We start from the raw sequence: 16,177 nt of genomic DNA, 5'->3' as shown, positions 1-16,177 counted from the left end.
CCTCAGTCCTGCTCGCGCCGCATTATCAGCGCATCGGTGTTGCTCGGTTGGTAGTAGCCGCGGCGCACCCCGATCGGCTCGAAGCCGTACGTCGCGTAGAGCCGCTGGGCGGGGGCGTTGTCCGCCGCGACCTCCAGCAGCGTGCTGCGCGCACCCCGGCGGGCCGCCTCGGCGAGCAGCGCGTCCAGCAGGGCCCGGCCCACGCCGCGCCGCTGGGCTCCCCGGCGGACGGCGATGTTCTGCACCCACGCCTCGTCCGGAGCCGCCACGGCCAACCCGGCGTAGCCGAGCAGGGAGCCGTCGTCGGTGGCGACGAGGTAGAAGTGGCCGTTGGCCAGTTCGTTCCAGAACATCGCCGGCGACCACTGCTCGGCGCCGAACAGGTCCGCCTCGATCGGCAGCACGTCGTCGATGTGCCACCAGCGGAACGGTTCCAGCCGCACCCCGGCGGGGCTCACGGCGTTACCTCGGCTCGCAAACCCCACTCACTCCTCGCGCTCACGGCAGGACCGGTTTGCGGGCGGTGGCCGCCACGGCGTCGGGGCGGCGCAGGTACAGCGGGGTGAGCGGATCACCGGGGGCGCCGGAGCGGATCCGCTCGGCCGCCAGCGCGGCCAGCACGATCGGGTCCGGGTAGCGGGGCTCGGCCCGCAGCGGCAGGTCGAACACCTCGGCGTACCGGTGCGCGCCGTCGCCGACGGCGGCGGTGACACCGAGGTCGCGAGCGCGCCGCGCGGCCACCACCGGGGTGTCCACGTCCGGGCCGGCGATCCGCTGGCCCGCGCCGTCGTACACCGCCCAGTAGACCTCCCGGCGGCGGGCGTCGCTGGCCGCCAGGACCGGCTCGCCGGCCGCCGCCGGGTAGCCGATCCCGTCGAGCGAGCAGACGCCGTACGCGGGAACGCCGAGCACCTGGGCCATGGTGGCGGCGGTGACCAGCCCCACCCGCAGCCCGGTGAACGGGCCGGGGCCCAGCCCTGCCACGATCGCGGCCAGGTCGGCCGGGCGGGCGTCGACCTCGGCGAGGACCGCGTCGACCTGCGGCGCGAGCAGTTCGCCATGCGCGCGGGCGTCGACGGTGCGGCGCTGCGCCCGGGCCGTCACACCCTCGGCGGTGACCTCCACCAGCGCCGCGGTCACCGCGGGGGTCGAGGAGTCCAGCACCAGTACGAGCACGAACGCCACCCTAACCGCCCAGCCACTTCCCCCAGCGACCCCCCGCCGCCCGCCCCTCGCCGGGGTGGGGTGGGTGGGTCAGTTTGGTGCTCGTAGGACTCGGAGGAAAGGAAAGAGGAGCCAGGGGCGGGGGCCCCGGAGGGCGAGCTTGCCGGCGAGCACCGTGCGGACCCGGCTGACCCGGCCGAACAGCATCAGGTTGAGCGCCGCCGGGTCGAACCGGACCCGGACGTCCGGCGGGGTGCCCGGGGCGGCGACCGTCACCACCCCCCGGTGCAGGACGAGGGTGATGTCGGCGCAGTACGCGGACCGGAACTCGACGGTGATCGGGCGCTCCCGGGGCGGCTCATCGTTGTCGAGCAGGTGTCCGTAGCCGGCGCGGAGCACGTTGACCAGGAAGACCTCGAAGAAGAGCACGGCCTCCGAGCCGGGCATCTTCCACGGCCGGCCGGTCGCGCGGGCGATGTCCCAGCCATGCACGAGCAGCTCGTTGACCAGGTGGCCGAAGAGACCGGCGAGGGGCGCGCGGGCGTCGCCGAACCAGCTGAGCAGCTCGTCCGGTCGGCGGTCGGCGGTGATTCGGAGGATCTTGTCCACGTCGGCCTGGAACCGGTCCAGCAGCGGCTGGGGCGACCGGTCGGTCAGGTGCCGCAGTATCAGGTCGTTGACGTCGGCGATGGTGTCCACGGTGACGGTCGGGAGCTGGGCGCTGAGGCCAGGGATCGGCAGCGGCGGGTGATCGGGGTCGAGTTTGGTCGCGTACCACCAGGCGACCGAGACCAGGTGGACGACAGTGTCCGCCACGGACCAGTGCGCGGTCACCATGGTGTCCGGCCGGTCGACCGTCTCGACCAGCCGGACGAACCGGGCGGTGGCCTGCTCCAGCGCCTCCCTGGCCGTCTGCCACTGCCGGGGGCTGATGGTCGCCGTCGTCGCCATGGGACGCCTCCGATCGCAGGCACCGGGTCCCGGGAAGTCTACAGCGGACAGTGATCGCCACGTCACTTCACACGTGCCCTCGTTGGCGGCCGGCCGACCGACCGGCCGAGCCCGCACGAAGGCTGACGAACGATCCGGTGCGGGGCGGTTCAGCCGGCGGACCGCTCCCAGTCGATGGTCGGCAGGCCGACGTCGGCGAGGGCCTTGTTGGTCGCGCTGAACGGGCGGCTGCCGAGAAAGCCGCGCGGGTTCATCGGGCTGGGGTGGCCGGCCTCCAGCACCACGTGCTGCGGGTTGGTGACCAGTGCGGCCTTCTTGCGGGCGTACCCGCCCCAGAGCAGGAAGACGACTCGCTCGTCGAGGGCGTCGAGGGCGCGGATCGTGGCGTCGGTGAACTCCTCCCACCCCTTGTTGGCGTGCGATCCGGGGGTGGCCTGCCGAACGGTCAGCACCGAGTTCAGCAACAGCACGCCCTGCGCCGCCCAGCCGTCGAGGTTGCCGCTGCGCGGCTTCGCCACGCCCAGGTCCTCGCCCAACTCCTTGAAGACGTTGCGCAGCGACGGTGGGACCGACACCCCCTCACGGACGCTGAAGCTCAGCCCGTGCGCCTGCCCGGCCTTGTGGTACGGGTCCTGCCCCAGGATCAGCACCCGACACCCCTGCGGCCCGCACAGGCGGTAGGCGGAGAACAGGTCCTCGACCGGCGGGAACACGGTCTGGGTGGCGTACTCCCCGGCGACGAACTCGGCCAGCGCAGCGGTGCGGGCCGGGTCGAGGTGGGGGGTGAGCGCGGCGCGCCACTCGTCGGGCAGCAGCGCGAGCAGGTCGAGGGCGGGGGCGTCGTTGGGCATCGGCAACCTTTCGCAGTCGGTCGGCCCCTTTCCTACCAGCCCCGTCCGACACCCCGGCACGGGAGTACGGCCTCCCGTCGCTGCCCATCGACGGTCGACGGCCGACGGCCGGCGGCCGGCGGCCGGCGGCCGGCGAGCGGCGAGCGGCGAGCGCAGTTTCCCGGAAAGAGTGGCCTCACGACGGACGATAGCCACTCTTTCGGGGAAACTGCACGATCTCGGGGCGGGGCGGGGCGGGGCGGGGGCGGGGGCGGGGTGGGTCAGGGCAGGGTGGCGAGCCGGGCGGGCCAGTCGCCGCCGACCGGCTCCAGCTCGATCACCCGGCTGTCGTCGTCGCGCCGGTCGATGCGGACCCGCAGGTGGGCGTCGACGAGCTGCTCGACCAGACCCTCCCCCCACTCGACCACGGTGACCGAGTCGTCGACCGAGGCGTCCAGGTCGAGGTCGTCGATCTCCGCGCGCGGATCTGCGGCGTCCCCGAGCCGGTACGCGTCCGCGTGCACCAGCGCCACCGTGCCACCGCGCGCCGGGTCGGGGCGGTGCACCCGGGCGATCACGAAGGTCGGTGAGGTGATGTCGCCCCGTACCCCGAGGCCCGCCCCGATGCCCTGGGTCAGCGCGGTCTTGCCGGCGCCGAGCGGGCCGGTGAGCAGCAGCAGGTCGCCGGCGCGCAGCACCCCGGCCAGCCGCCGGCCGAACGCGTGGGTGTCCTCGACCGTCGACAACGTGACGACGACGCTCACCGCGCCACCACCGACGGCACGACGACGCTCACCGCGCCACCCCGAGGGCGCGATGGACGCCCGACGGCACGGCCGTCCCCGGCGGCGCTCACAGCGCCGCCAGGAAGTGTTCCAGGGCCGCGTCGACCTCGTCGGCGTGCTCCAGCATCACCACGTGCCCGCTGTCGTGGATCTTGAGAAACTCGGCGTGCGGAAGCCGCCGGACGATCTCCTCCGAGTGCGTCACGGGCGTGATCATGTCCTTGTCGCCGACCACCACCAGCACCGGGGTGCCGGCCAACGCCGCCAGCGCCGGGTACCGGGAGTGGGTGGCCAGGGTGCGCAGGTAGCGGGTGACCGTGTCGGCGGAGGTCCGGGAGTTCATCTGCTCTACGTACGACACCAGGGCCGGGCTCGGCTTCGGGGTGCCGAAGCCGTACTGGCGGGTGAGCAGCCAGGCGATGTTCGAGGCCGACCTGCGGGCCTTGTCGATGGCCGTGCCGCCGTACCGGGTGGCGTTGTTCATCATGTAGAGCACCGGCGAGCTGACCCGCCCGAGCAGGGCCGGGGCCACCAGCTTCGTCTCGGCCAGCAGCCCGCCGGAGGTGGCCATCAGCACCGTGCCGACCACCCGGTCGCCGAACAGCTCCGGGTACAGCTCGGCGAACGCCATGATGGTCATCCCGCCCATCGAGTGGCCGACCAGCACCAGTGGCCCCTCCGGGGTGGTCCGGTCGATCACCCGGCGCAGCGTGCGGCCGAGCGTGGCGAGGTCGTACTCGCCGGTCTCCAGCCGCCCCGACCGGCCGTGGCCCGGCTGGTCGTACGCGACGATGCGGTGCTCGCCGCGCTCGGCGAGCATCTTGCGCTGGAAGTGGAAGGTGCCCATGTCCAGGCAGAAGCCGTGCACCAGCACCACCGTCGGGTGCCCGGCGACGGGTCGGGTCGGCTCGACCACCTCGACGTGGATGTCGGTGCCGTCGGCCAACTCCAGCCGCAACGCCTCGTCGTACGGCTGCGCGCCGAAGACCTCGTCGGCGTACGGATCGGTGGGGTCGGTCTTGAGCCGGCGGACCAGGGCGCGTTCGCTCACCACGCCCGCCGCGAGCCCGGCGGCGGCCACGCCGACCGCGGCCCCGAGCACACCGGCGACCCGGCCGGCGGCGGTGCGCGGCCGGGGGATGCGGAACCTGGTCACGCCGCCACCCCGGTCACGGCCGCTCGCCGTCGTAGACGCGGGGCACCCGGATCCCGCCGAACCGGGTGACGATCTCAAAGTTGATGGTGCCGGCCGCGGCGGCCCAGTCGTCGGCGGTGGGCTCGCCGTCGGTGCCGGGGCCGAACAGGGTCACCACGTCGCCGGCGGCCACCGGGTCGTCGCCGCAGTCGACCACGAACTGGTCCATGCAGATCCGGCCGGAGACGGTCCGCCGCCGGCCCGCGAGCTGCACCGGGCCGGTGTTCGAGGCGTGCCGGGGCACCCCGTCGGCGTAGCCGAGCGGCACCACGGCCAGGTTGGCGTCGGCCTCGGTGAGGTAGGTGTGGCCGTACGACACGCCGCTGCCGGCCGGGACCCGCTTGGTGAGCATGACCCGGGCTCGGGCGGTCATCGCCGGGCGCAGCCCGAACCGCTCGCCGGCCACCGGGGAGAGCCCGTAGGTCGCGATCCCCGGCCGGACCAGGTCGAAGTGGGTGTCGGGGCGGGTCAGGGTGGCGGCGGAGTTGGCCAGGTGCCGGTAGCGCGGGCGCAGCCCGGCCCGTTCGACCATGTCCAGCCCCTCGTGGAAGACGGCGAGCTGGCGGTCGGTGGTGGGGTGGCCGGGCAGGTCCGCGTACACGAAGTGGCTCCACACGCCGACCACCTCGACCAGACCGTCGGCCTGGGCCTTCGCGGCGGCCTCCAGCAGCGCCGGCCAGTCGGCGACGGTGGCCCCGCCGCGTGCCAGACCGGTGTCGATCTTCAGGTGCAGCCGAGCCGGGCTGCCGGCCTGCCGGCTCGCCTCGATCATCTCGTCGAGCTGGGTCAGGCTGGCGGCGGCCAGGTCCACCCCGACCGCGACGCCCTCGTGTAGCGGCAGCCCCGGGGCGAGCAGCCAGGCCAGCACGGGCGCGGTCACGCCGGCCCGGCGCAGGGTCAGCGCCTCGTCCAGGGTGCAGACGCCGAGCCAGTCGGCCCCCGCATCGAGCGCCGCGCGGGCCGAGGGGAGCATGCCGTGGCCGTACCCGTCGGCCTTGACCACCGCCATCAGCTCGCCGCTGGTTCCGGCCCGGAGCCGCGTCACGTTCTCCCGGATCGCGTCAAGATCGACCCGCACCTCGGACTGCCACATGCCCCCAGCCTACTGACCACGGTGATCAACCCGGGCCGGAGCCGCACCGGACGGCGCGGCGGCGGCCCGGGGTCAGGGCAGCCGGGCGACGACCGGGCGGAGGGCGGCGGCCACGTCGGGCGCGGTCACCGGCCCGCCGAGGGCCGCCTCCCGGCCGGCCAGCCCGTGCAGGTACGCCGCCGCGGCGGCCGCCCGCTCCGGGGCCAGCCCGGCGGCCAGCAGCGAGCCGAGCAGCCCGGCGAGCACGTCGCCCGTGCCGCCGGTGGCCAGCGCGGGAGTTCCGGTCGGGTTGACGTACGCCCGGCCGTCGGGGGTGGCGACGATCGTCCGGTCCCCCTTGAGCAGCACCACCGCGTTCATCCAGGCGGCCAGCCGCAGCGCCGCCGCGGCCCGGTCGGCTCCGGGATCCTCGCCGCAGAGCCGGCCGAACTCCCGGTCGTGCGGCGTGACCACGATCGGGGCGTCCCGGCTGCGCAGCCGGTCCGCCATCGACCCGTCGACCAGCAGGGTCAACGCGTCGGCGTCGAGCACCACCGGCACCGGGGCGGCGAGCACCGCGCGCAGCTCGGCCACCGCGTCCTCGCCGGTGCCGAGGCCGGAGCCGCAGACCCACGCCTGCACCCGGCCGGCGTCGGCGACCCGCCCGCTGGCGATCACCGAGGGATGCTGGCGCAGCACGTCGTCGCGGGCGCTCCCGGCGTACCGGACCAGGCCGGTCGGCCCGGCGAGCGCGCCACCGACGGAGAGCACCGCCGCCCCCGGGTACGCCGCCGAGCCGGTCGCCAGGCCGACCACGCCCCGGGTGTACTTCTCCGACGCCGGGCCCAGCTCCGGCCACCACTGCTCGACGTCGGACCACTCGGTGACCCGTAGCGCGGGGGTGCCGCGCAGCCAGGGCCCCAGCCCGATGTCGACCAACTCGACCTGGCCGGCCAGCGCCACGGCCGGGCCGACCACCAGCGCCGGCTTCAGCGCGCCGAACGCCACCGTCACGTCGGCGCGGACCGCGTTCGGCCGGCCGGAGGCGGTCGGGGGCACATGACCGGTGTCGACGGCGACCCCGCTCGGTACGTCCACGGCGACCACGGCGGCCCGCACGCCGTCCCGGCCGCGCAGCCCGGGCAGCTCGGCGACGAGCCGCTCGGCCGCCTCGCGCAGCCCGCCGGTGCCGCCGATCCCGACGATCCCGTCCAGCACCAGGTCCACCTGCGCGGGCGGGCGGTCCACCAGCCGGCCCCCGGCGGCGCGCAGCGCGGCCAGCCCCTCGGCGTGCGCCCGCCCGGGGGTGAGCAGCAGGACCGACACGGCGGCACCCCGGCGAGCCAGCCGCTGCCCGGCGTACAGGGCGTCGCCGCCGTTGTCACCGGTGCCGACCAGCAGCAGCACCCGGGAGCCGTACACCCCGCCCCGGTCGGCGAGCAGCAGCGCGCAGCGGCGGGCCAGCCCCGCGGCGGCCCGCTGCATCAGCGTCCCGGCGGGGAGGGTGGCCATCAGCCCGGCCTCCGCCGCCCGTACGTCCGCGACCCGCCACACCGGTTTCATGCCACCCCGTCCCGTCCGTGCCGGTCGCGTCCGTACCCGGGTGACGACTTGGCGAACCGCTCGACCAGGACGATGCCGACAGCGACGATCACCGCCTCACCCTACCGGCGGAGGAGGCCGCAGATTAGCTACCGGGTCGGCTGTGGGCAACGCCTGTGGACAACCGGGGGTACGGGCCGGCGCCCGTTGTCCACAGGGCGTGCCGGCCCGCACCGGAGCCACCTAACGTCGTCGCCATCGTCCGTCGTGGTGGCGGCCTCACCCGCCGTCCTTCGCGGTCGAGGAGTCCCCCGTCGCCTGTCGGCGGCACCGAGCCGGAGGAGTGCGCCGATGCGCGAGGAGCCGTTCACCGTCCGTCCCGAACTGCTGCGGGAAGTGGCCCGGGCGCTCGACGCCGACGCGTACCGGCTGGGGCACGGGCTGGCCGGGGTGCCCGGCCTGGTGGTGCGGGCGCCCGGGTGGCGGTCGGCGCCCGCCCTGGCCGCCCTGGAGTCGGCGGTGCACGCGTGGTGCGGCGGGCTCGGCGCACGGGTGGCCGCCGCCGGACATGCGTTGTCCACCGCCGCCGAAGGCTACGAGACGGCCGACGAGCGGGCGGCCCGCCGGCTGACGGTCCTGCCCCGATGAGCACGTCGGCGGGGCACGGCCGCACGGTGGGCGGCCCCGCCGGGGACGGCGGCTACGCCCGGCTGTGGGCGGCCGACCCGGTCGGCTGGGCGGCGGCCGGGACTGCCTGGCGAGGGCTGACCGGGCTGGTCGACCGGCGGTCGGCGGAGCTGGCCGGGGCTGCCGGGACGCTGCGCGCCGGGTGGACGGGCGCCGCCGCCGGGGCGGCCGGCGGGCGGATCGCCGCCTTCCGGGCCGACCTGGCCGCCCTCGTGCCGGCACTGATCGAGACCGACCAGGTGCTCGCCGAGCTGGCCGGGAGGCTGCGCCGGGCCAGGGCCGGGATGGCCGAGGCGGTCGCCCTGGCCGAGGCCGGTGGGGTGCGCATCGACCGGCGGGGGCGGGTGAGTGCGGGCCCTTCGGGCACCCGGTCGAGCGCGCCCGACCCGCCGGTGGCGCGGGTGGCCGCCGCCGTGACCGCCGCCCTCGCGCTGGCCGACGCGGCCGACCGGGAGACGGCCGGCAGGCTCGACGAGCTGGCTGCGGCGGCCCGGGCGGGCTGGGTCGCCCCGCCCCCGCCCTGGCGGCCGACGCCCGGCGCCGACCCGTCGACCGTCCGGGCCTGGTGGGCCGGGCTCACCCTGGCGCAGCGCCGCTGGCTGGTGGCCCGGGAGCCGGAGCTGGTCGGCCGGCTCGACGGGGTGCCGGCGGCGGCGCGGGACCAGGCGAACCGGCTGCTGGTCGGCCGGTGGCGGGAGGTGCTGCTGGCCGAGCGGCGGCGGCTGCTGGCCCGGTGGCCGCACGGGCCGTTGGAGACTGCCGGGCTGGCCCGGGTGGGGGCGGCCCTGACCGGCCTGGACGCGCTGGCCGCCCGACTGACCGGCGGCGGGCAGCCGCGCGCGTATCTGCTGGGGCTCGCCCCGGGCGGCGAGGGCCGGGCGATCGTGGCGCTGGGCGACCCGGACCGGGCCGACCGGGTGCTGACGTACGTCCCGGGAATGACCGCCGGCCTCGCGGACGCCGCCGGGGAGCTGGGCCGGGCGGGCCGGGTGCAGGCCCGGTGCGCGGCGCTGGACCCGACGGGGGCGACGGCGGCGGTGCTCTGGCTGGACTACGACGCGCCGGACTTCCTGCACGAAGCGGTCCTGCCCGGCCAGGCGCGGGACGCCGGCCCGGCGCTGCACCGGTTCCAGGAGGGCCTGCGGGCCACCCACGACGGCCCGCCGGCCCGGCAGACGGTGCTCGGGCACAGCTACGGCTCGCTGGTCGTGGGCACCGCCGCCCGGGACCACGGACTCGCCGCCGACGCGCTGGTGTTCGTGGGCTCCCCCGGGGTGGGCGTGGACCGGGCCGACGGGCTGCGCCTGCCCTCGGGCGAGGTCTGGGCGAGCACCGCGCCGGACGACGCGATCCGGCTGGCCCCTGCCCCCGACGAGCTGCCCCGCCGCGTGCTGCGCGGGCTCAGCCCGCTGGCGGCGGTGCTGACCGCCCGGGAGGACCACGCGCTGTGGTTCGGGCACGACCCGGCCGACCCGGGGTTCGGCGGCCGCACCTTCCCCAGCGGCCGGTACGGCCACACCGGCTACTGGGACCCGGGCAATCCCGCCCTTGACGGCATGGCCCGCGTCGTCCTGGGCCGGTGACGTGCCGACGTGTGCCCCGGAAGCCGCAGCGGCCCCCTGCCGCCGACGGGCGGAGGGGGCCGGTTCCGGCGGGCGGCTACTCGACGGTGACGGACTTGGCCAGGTTGCGGGGCTGGTCGACGTCGTGGCCCCGGGCTGCGGCGATCTCCGCCGCGAGCACCTGCAACGGCACAGTGGTCACCAACGGGGCGAGCAGCGTCGGCGTGCGCGGCACGCGGATCAGGTGGTCGGCGTAGCGCACCACGGCCTCGTCGCCCTCCTCGGCGATCACGATCGTCCGGGCGCCCCGGGCCCGGACCTCCTGGATGTTGGAGACGACCTTGTCGTGCAACATGCCCCGGCCGACCGGCGACGGCACGATGCAGATCACCGGGGTGCCCTCGTCGATCAGGGCGATCGGGCCGTGCTTGAGCTCCCCGGCGGCGAACCCCTCGGCGTGCATGTACGCCAACTCCTTGAGCTTGAGCGCGCCCTCCAGGGCCACCGGGTAGCCGACGTGCCGGCCGATGAAGAGCACCGTGGGCTCGTTGCGGATCTCCCGGGCCAGCTCGCGCACCGGGGCGATCCGGTCCAGCAGCTCGCGCAGCTTGGCGGGCATCTGGTGGAGCTGGTCCACCACGGCGGCCACCTCGTCGGCGAACTTGATCCCGCGCACCTGGGCCAGGTGCAGCCCGATCAGGTAGCAGGCCACGAGCTGGGTGAGGAACGCCTTGGTGGAGGCGACGGCGATCTCCGGCCCGCCGTGGGTGTAGAGGACGGCGTCGGACTCGCGCGGGATGGTCGAGCCGTTGGTGTTGCAGATGGCCAGCACCCGGGCCTTCTGCTCCTTGGCGTGCCGCAGCGCCATCAGGGTGTCCATGGTCTCGCCGGACTGCGAGATCACCACGATCAGCGTGGACCGGTCGAGGACCGGGTCGCGGTAGCGGAACTCGCTGGCGAGTTCCACCTCGCAGGGAATCCGGGTCCAGTGCTCGATGGCGTACTTGGCGACCATGCCGGAGTGGTAGGCGGTCCCGCAGGCGACGATGAAGATCTTGTCCACGTCGCGCAGGTCCTGGTCGCTGAGGCGGACCTCGTCGAGCATGATCTCGCCGCTCCCGGTGAGCCGGCCGAGCAGGGTGTCGGCGACTGCCTGCGGCTGCTCCTCGATCTCCTTGAGCATGAACCAGTCGTAGCCGCCCTTCTCGGCGGCCGAGGAGTCCCAGTCGACATGGAAGTCCTTGCCGGTCGCCGGACGGCCGGCGAAGTCGGTGATCTCGACGGCGTCGGCAGTGATCAGGACGATCTGGTCCTGGCCCAGCTCGATCGCGTCGCGGGTGTGCTCGATGAACGCGGCGACGTCGCTGGCGAGGTAGTTCTCCCCGTCGCCCCGGCCCACCACCAGGGGGGAGTTGCGCCGGGCGCCGACCACCGCGCCGGGCACGGCGGCATCGACGGCCAGCAGCGTGAACGCCCCTTCGAGCCGCTGGCAGACCGCGCGCATCGCGGCGGCGAGCAGTCCCGGCCCGTCCGGCTCGCCGGCGGCGCGCAGCTCGGCCAGCGCGGCGGAGAGCAGGTGTGCGGCACACTCGGTGTCGGTGTCGCTGCTGAACTGGACGCCGGCGCCCTCCAGCTCGGTGCGGAGCTTGGCGAAGTTCTCGATGATGCCGTTGTGGATCACGGCGACCCGGCCGTCGGGGGCGACGTGCGGGTGGGCGTTGCGGTCGGTGGGGCCGCCGTGGGTGGCCCAGCGGGTGTGGCCGATGCCGGTGGTGCCGTCACCGATGCCGATCGGGCTGGAGGCGCAGCCCTCGGGGTCGACGGCGGCGCGCTCGGCCAACACCTTCTCGAGGTTGGCCAGCTTGCCCGCCTTTTTCTCGGTCAGCAGCTCGCCATCGCACACGACGGCCACGCCGGCCGAGTCGTAGCCGCGGTACTCCAGGCGGCGCAAGCCGTCGAGCACGATACCGAGCGCCGGGCGCGCGCCGGCGTAACCCACGATTCCACACATGACCCGCAGCCTAACCCAGCTTCGCTCATCGCGCGTGCGCGGAAGCCGGGTAAACAAGCACTGGATTTGAGCGAACGGGTGAGGCGTGGCGGTCTCGGGGACGAACTTCCCGCCCCTGGGCCCCCAGTTCCGGCCGGACGGCGCCCACCAGCAGGGGCCCGCCGGGCGGACCGGACGCGTACATTGAGGGCCTCCTCGCGGGGAGCCGGTCTCGGTAACGGTCCCCGGTGTACCCGCTCCCTCCGCGGCCACGGCCGCGCCCCCCTTTCCCGGAGCCCTCCGATGTCCGAGGCGTCGTCGACCCCCGAGCCGAGCCAGTCCCCCGGCACCGACCCCGCCGGCCCTCCGACGTCCGCGCCGGACCAGGCGCCCTCGTCCGTCCCGGGCCTCCCCCCGGCCCCGGCGCCCTCGACACCGGGCGCCGCACCGTGGGCGCCCCTCGGCCCGCTCGCCCCACCGGAGCCGTGGGCGGCGCCGGAGCCGTGGGACCTGTCGGCGAACCAAGCGGGTCTCCCGCCCGCCGCCACCGCGGAGGCGTCGGCGGCGGGCGGATCCCTCCCCGGCGGGCAGCCCCGGTCGGGGTACGTCCCGGCGGGGTGGCCTCCCGGACAGCCCGGCCCCGCCCAGCCCGGCTGGCCCGCCGGGGGAAACCCCGCGCAGGGCGGTTGGCCTCCGGCCGGCTATCCACCGCCGTTCGCGTACCCGGGGCAGCCGCCCACCCGCTCGGGTGGCGACGCGAAGGTGATCGCGCTCGTGATCGGGCTGGTGGTCGTCCTGGTGCTCGGGCTGTGCTGCTGCGCCGGCCTGGGCGGGTTCGTCACCGCCGCAGTGGAGGACGGGACGACAGCGGGCGGCCCCTGGTACGACGAGGACGAGACCGGGCCGGTCGACCCGCCCTGGTACGACGAGGACGAGACCGAGCCGGTCGACCCGCCCACCTTCCCCGCCGACCCGTCGAAGAAGCCGGTGACCCGGCCGACCGCCGGCCCGGCTCCGGTGACGGTGGTCTACGAGGTCACCGGGGGCGGCCGGGCCGACGTCGCGTACTTCGACGCCGACAGCGACCTGATCCACGTCGACAGCGCGAAGCTGCCCTGGCGAACCACCATCAGGACCAACGGGCAGAGCCGGGTCATGGTGGAGGCCACCCGGCCCTACGACGAGACCGAACCGCTCACCTGCCGGCTGTCGGTCACCGGGGCGGGCCCACCGGTGACCGACAGGACCACGGCAGTCTGGCGTACCACCTGCTCGACCGGCTGAGGGTGGGCGTGGCCGGGCCTGGCCCGTAGGCTGACGCGGGTGACGACGCCCACCGATGTCGACCCGCTGGTGGCCCGGATGCGGCCGTTCGGGACGACCATCTTCGCCGAGATGTCCGCCCTGGCCGTGCGCACCCGCGCGGTCAACCTGGGCCAGGGCTTCCCGGACACCGACGGCCCGCCGGAGATGCTCGCCGCCGCCGCCGATGCGCTGCGCGGCGGGCAGAACCAGTATCCGCCCGGTCCGGGCATCCCCGCGCTGCGCGCCGCCGTAGCCGACCACCAGCGCCGGTTCTGGGGCCTGGAGTACGACCCGGACGGCGAGATCGTGATCACCGCCGGGGCCACCGAGGCGATCGCCGCGAGCATCCTCGCCCTCTGCGAGCCGGGCGACGAGGTGGTCTGCTTCGAGCCGTACTACGACTCGTACGCGGCCTCGATCGCCCTCGCCGGCGCGGTCCGGCGGCCGGTGACCCTGCGCCCGGGACCGGACGGCCGGTACGCCTTCGACCCGGACGCCCTGCGCGCCGCGTTCGGGCCCCGGACCCGGCTGGTGCTGCTGAACTCGCCGCACAACCCGACCGGCAAGGTCTTCACCCCCGACGAGCTGGCCCTGGTGGCCGCGCTGTGCCGCGAACACGACGCGTACGCGGTGACCGACGAGGTGTACGAGCACCTGGTCTTCGCCGACGCCGCCGCGCCCCACGTGCCGCTGGCCACCCTGCCCGGCATGCGGGAGCGCACCCTGCGGATCTCCTCGGCCGGCAAGACGTTCTCCTGCACCGGCTGGAAGGTCGGCTGGGTCAGCGGCCCCGCCCCGCTGGTGTCGGCGGTGCTGCGGGTCAAGCAGTTCCTCACCTTCGTCAACGCCGCCCCGTTGCAGCCGGCGGTGGCGGTGGCCCTCGCCCTGCCGGACGGGTACTTCGCCGCCTTCGCGGCCGGTATGCGGGCCCGGCGGGACCAGCTCGTCGCCGGGCTGACCGACGCAGGCTTCGACGTGCTCACCCCGGAGGGGACGTACTTCGTCACCGCCGACGTCACCGGGCTCGGCGGGCGGGACGGGGTGGAGTTCTGCCGGTCGCTGCCGGAGCGCTGCGGGGTGGTCGCCGTGCCGACCCAGGTGTTCTACGACGACGCCGAGGCTGGCCGGCGGCTGGTCCGGTTCGCCTTCTGCAAGCGGCCCGAGGTGCTCACCGAGGCGGTGGCCCGGCTACGTCGGATGGGGGCCGCCGGATGACCGACGCGTACGCCGACCGGGCCCGCCGGATGGCGGCCATGCGCGGCTGTGACCGGGTGCTCTCCGGCGTCCGGCCGGTGTCGATGGCCGAGCATCTCGACGCCGTACGGGCCACGCTCGCCCCGGACGCCCTGCCCGACTTCTACGGCGAGGGCGGCCCGGTCGAGGCCCTGGAGCTGCGGGTCGCCGAGCTGCTCGGCACGGAGGCCGCCGTCTTCTTCCCCACCGGCACGATGGCCCAGCAGGTCGCCGTCCGGTACGGCGCGGAGCTGACCGGCAGCACCGCCGTCGGCCTGCACCCGCTCAGCCACCTCATGCTGCACGAGGGGGACGCGTACGCGGTGCTCGGCGGGCTGCGGGCGGTGCGCACCACGACCGCGCCGCGCAACCCGACCGCCGAGGAGGTGGCGGAGCTCGCCGAGCCGATCGGCACCCTGCTGCTGGAGCTGCCGCTGCGCGACGCGGGTTTCGTGCTGCCCACCTGGGACGAGCTGGTCGACGTGGTCGCCGCGGCTCGGGATGCCGGAGCCCGGGTGCACCTCGACGGTGCCCGACTGTGGGAGTCGACCCCGCACCTGGGGCGCCCGACCGCCGCGATCGCCGCCCTCGCCGACAGCACGTACGTCTCGTTCTACAAGTCCATCGAAGGCATCTCCGGGGCGGCTCTCGCCGGGGACGCCGGGCTGGTCCGGTACGCCCGGGACTGGCGGCACCGGTACGGGGGCGCCCTGTTCCAGCAGTGGCCTGCGGCGGCGGCCGCGCTGGTCGGGCTGGACCGGGAGCTCCCCCGCCTACCCAGGTGCGTGGCACACGCGACAGCGGTGGCCGCCGCCCTGGCCGGGTTGCCCGGCGCCCGGGTGTATCCGACGCCTCCGCACACCCACCAGTTTCGGCTCTGGCTGCCGCATTCGGCGGACCGGCTCAACGCGGCCAACCTCGCCCTCGCCGAGGAGGAGGGGGCGTGGTTCGTCGGCGGCTGGCAGGACACCGAGGTCCCGGACCTGGCGATGGCCGAGGTCACCGTGGCGGCCCCGGCCCTCGACCTCGACGCCGCTCAGGTCGCCGACCTGGGCGCCCGCTTCCTGCGCCGGCTGCCGCCGACCTGACGCCCCTCCACCAGCCGGGCGCGAGAGCTTGGAAGATGGCGGCCTCCGGAGAGGCCGTTTCCCTTCCAGGTCTCAGCGCGCCGGGGTCCCGAGGCGCTGTGGCCGACCGGCGGCGCGGCGTCAGCCGGCCGCGCGGGTCGAGGTGGGACCCGACACGGGCGGCGCCGTCCCTGAACCGCTCCCGTCGAGCCCCGGAGGGCTTCCCGCGAGCGTGGTGAGCAGCGCGCCACCGTCGGCCAGCAGCGCCGCCTCGGCGTCGTCGACGAACGCGAGATCGGCCTCGACGTGCCGGCTGGCGGCGGAGAGCAGCAGGGCCACCACCGGGTCGGCGGTCCGGCGGCGGAGCCCGTCGAGGTTGCGCAGCTCGCGCATGAGGTGCCCACGCTGGTTACCGAGCACCGTCCGTACCGTGTCCGGCGCGCCGGAGCGGGCCGCCGCGGTGACCTTGAGGAAGAAGTCGTCCCGGAATCCGCCGCTGCGCGGGCTGGGCTCGTTGAGCCATCCCCGCAGCGCGGCGCGGCCGTCGGGGCTGATCTCGTAGACCACCCGGTCGGGTTTGACCGGCTGAGCCTGCCGCTCGGCGACGACCAGGCCGTCGCGGGAGAGCCGATCGAGGATCTGGTAGAGGTGCCCGATGTTCAGCGGCCCCCACTGCGGGCCCACCGCCTCCTCGAACGCGCCCTTCAGTTGGTAGCCGTAGCTGGGCCCCCGGGCGAGCAGGGCCAGGACCGCGTGCTGGATCGCCACCGTCTCCTCCGTTCCGTTCCGCCCGG

General features: G+C 75.5%; 15 protein-coding genes. 5 read left to right on the top strand and 10 right to left on the bottom strand.

The window, feature by feature from the left end; translation table 11 throughout:
- Positions 1 to 2: 2 nt before the first annotated feature.
- From rimI to ACH4T9_RS07800, 8 genes are all read right to left on the bottom strand, one after another.
- Positions 3 to 443, bottom strand: coding sequence for a ribosomal protein S18-alanine N-acetyltransferase (rimI, locus tag ACH4T9_RS07835; protein WP_396670747.1), 441 nt, complete (start codon positions 441 to 443; stop codon positions 3 to 5).
- A 55-nt stretch (positions 444 to 498) separates the two neighbouring features.
- Entirely contained in the window at positions 499 to 1,176 is a 678-nt protein-coding gene (gene tsaB, locus ACH4T9_RS07830; protein WP_396670296.1) for a tRNA (adenosine(37)-N6)-threonylcarbamoyltransferase complex dimerization subunit type 1 TsaB, read from the bottom strand.
- Between the two features lie 78 nt (positions 1,177 to 1,254).
- Positions 1,255 to 2,115, bottom strand: coding sequence for a maleylpyruvate isomerase family mycothiol-dependent enzyme (locus ACH4T9_RS07825; RefSeq protein ID WP_396670297.1), 861 nt, complete (start codon positions 2,113 to 2,115; stop codon positions 1,255 to 1,257).
- Between the two features lie 149 nt (positions 2,116 to 2,264).
- Entirely contained in the window at positions 2,265 to 2,966 is a 702-nt protein-coding gene (gene ung, locus ACH4T9_RS07820; protein ID WP_396670298.1) for a uracil-DNA glycosylase, read from the bottom strand.
- A 260-nt stretch (positions 2,967 to 3,226) separates the two neighbouring features.
- Positions 3,227 to 3,709: a tRNA (adenosine(37)-N6)-threonylcarbamoyltransferase complex ATPase subunit type 1 TsaE gene (gene tsaE, locus ACH4T9_RS07815; protein ID WP_396670299.1), complete on the bottom strand. Its 483-nt coding sequence runs from the start codon at positions 3,707 to 3,709 to the stop codon at positions 3,227 to 3,229.
- A gap of 88 nt (positions 3,710 to 3,797) precedes the next feature.
- Positions 3,798 to 4,886 (bottom strand): alpha/beta fold hydrolase, encoded by a 1,089-nt coding sequence (locus tag ACH4T9_RS07810; protein WP_396670300.1) that lies wholly within the window; start codon positions 4,884 to 4,886, stop codon positions 3,798 to 3,800.
- A gap of 13 nt (positions 4,887 to 4,899) precedes the next feature.
- Positions 4,900 to 6,018, bottom strand: coding sequence for an alanine racemase (gene alr / locus ACH4T9_RS07805; protein WP_396670301.1), 1,119 nt, complete (start codon positions 6,016 to 6,018; stop codon positions 4,900 to 4,902).
- Between the two features lie 72 nt (positions 6,019 to 6,090).
- Entirely contained in the window at positions 6,091 to 7,560 is a 1,470-nt protein-coding gene (locus tag ACH4T9_RS07800; protein ID WP_396670302.1) for an NAD(P)H-hydrate dehydratase, read from the bottom strand.
- Between the two features lie 330 nt (positions 7,561 to 7,890).
- Here ACH4T9_RS07800 and ACH4T9_RS07795 point away from each other — a divergent pair, with 330 nt between their 5' ends.
- A complete protein-coding gene (locus tag ACH4T9_RS07795) occupies positions 7,891 to 8,187 on the top strand; it encodes a hypothetical protein (RefSeq protein ID WP_396670303.1) in 297 nt (98 codons plus the stop codon).
- Complete coding sequence (locus ACH4T9_RS07790; RefSeq protein ID WP_396670304.1) at positions 8,184 to 9,809, top strand: alpha/beta hydrolase; 1,626 nt, start codon at positions 8,184 to 8,186, stop codon at positions 9,807 to 9,809. The genes ACH4T9_RS07795 and ACH4T9_RS07790 overlap by 4 nt, the downstream gene beginning before the upstream one ends.
- 76 nt (positions 9,810 to 9,885) lie before the next feature.
- Here the strand turns inward: ACH4T9_RS07790 and glmS are convergent, their stop codons facing one another.
- Positions 9,886 to 11,799 carry a glutamine--fructose-6-phosphate transaminase (isomerizing) gene (gene glmS, locus ACH4T9_RS07785; RefSeq protein WP_396670305.1) on the bottom strand — a complete coding sequence of 638 codons (1,914 nt, stop codon included), beginning with the start codon at positions 11,797 to 11,799 and terminating at the stop codon, positions 9,886 to 9,888.
- 741 nt (positions 11,800 to 12,540) lie between these two features.
- Between glmS and ACH4T9_RS07780 the strand changes: the two genes are divergently transcribed.
- The 3 genes from ACH4T9_RS07780 to ACH4T9_RS07770 are packed head-to-tail and all read left to right on the top strand — an operon-like array spanning position 12,541 to position 15,404.
- On the top strand, positions 12,541 to 13,062 hold the full coding sequence (locus ACH4T9_RS07780) for an MmpS family transport accessory protein (protein WP_396670306.1): 522 nt from the start codon (positions 12,541 to 12,543) through the stop codon (positions 13,060 to 13,062).
- 39 nt (positions 13,063 to 13,101) lie between these two features.
- Positions 13,102 to 14,298: a pyridoxal phosphate-dependent aminotransferase gene (locus ACH4T9_RS07775; RefSeq protein WP_396670307.1), complete on the top strand. Its 1,197-nt coding sequence runs from the start codon at positions 13,102 to 13,104 to the stop codon at positions 14,296 to 14,298.
- Complete coding sequence (locus ACH4T9_RS07770) at positions 14,295 to 15,404, top strand: threonine aldolase family protein (protein WP_396670308.1); 1,110 nt, start codon at positions 14,295 to 14,297, stop codon at positions 15,402 to 15,404. The genes ACH4T9_RS07775 and ACH4T9_RS07770 overlap by 4 nt, the downstream gene beginning before the upstream one ends.
- Positions 15,405 to 15,524: 120 nt before the next feature.
- Here ACH4T9_RS07770 and ACH4T9_RS07765 read toward each other — a convergent pair whose 3' ends face one another.
- Positions 15,525 to 16,151, bottom strand: coding sequence for a PadR family transcriptional regulator (locus ACH4T9_RS07765; RefSeq protein WP_396670309.1), 627 nt, complete (start codon positions 16,149 to 16,151; stop codon positions 15,525 to 15,527).
- Positions 16,152 to 16,177: the final 26 nt, after the last annotated feature.

Source organism: Micromonospora sp. NPDC020750 (genome assembly GCF_044334565.1).
Classification (GTDB): Bacteria; Actinomycetota; Actinomycetes; order Mycobacteriales; family Micromonosporaceae; genus Micromonospora.
Note: the sequence above shows the minus strand (reverse complement) of the source record. Positions and strands in the feature narration are given on the sequence as shown.

Excerpts from the sequence above, each read along its gene's own strand:
- ACH4T9_RS07825 (WP_396670297.1), bottom strand. The coding sequence starts at position 2,115 with ATGGCGACGACGGCGACCATCAGCCCCCGGCAGTGGCAGACGGCCAGG.
- ung (WP_396670298.1), bottom strand. The coding sequence starts at position 2,966 with ATGCCCAACGACGCCCCCGCCCTCGACCTGCTCGCGCTGCTGCCCGAC.
- alr (WP_396670301.1), bottom strand. The coding sequence starts at position 6,018 with ATGTGGCAGTCCGAGGTGCGGGTCGATCTTGACGCGATCCGGGAGAAC.
- ACH4T9_RS07800 (WP_396670302.1), bottom strand. The coding sequence starts at position 7,560 with ATGAAACCGGTGTGGCGGGTCGCGGACGTACGGGCGGCGGAGGCCGGG.
- ACH4T9_RS07795 (WP_396670303.1), top strand. The coding sequence starts at position 7,891 with ATGCGCGAGGAGCCGTTCACCGTCCGTCCCGAACTGCTGCGGGAAGTG.
- ACH4T9_RS07790 (WP_396670304.1), top strand. The coding sequence starts at position 8,184 with ATGAGCACGTCGGCGGGGCACGGCCGCACGGTGGGCGGCCCCGCCGGG.
- glmS (WP_396670305.1), bottom strand. The coding sequence starts at position 11,799 with ATGTGTGGAATCGTGGGTTACGCCGGCGCGCGCCCGGCGCTCGGTATC.
- ACH4T9_RS07770 (WP_396670308.1), top strand. The coding sequence starts at position 14,295 with ATGACCGACGCGTACGCCGACCGGGCCCGCCGGATGGCGGCCATGCGC.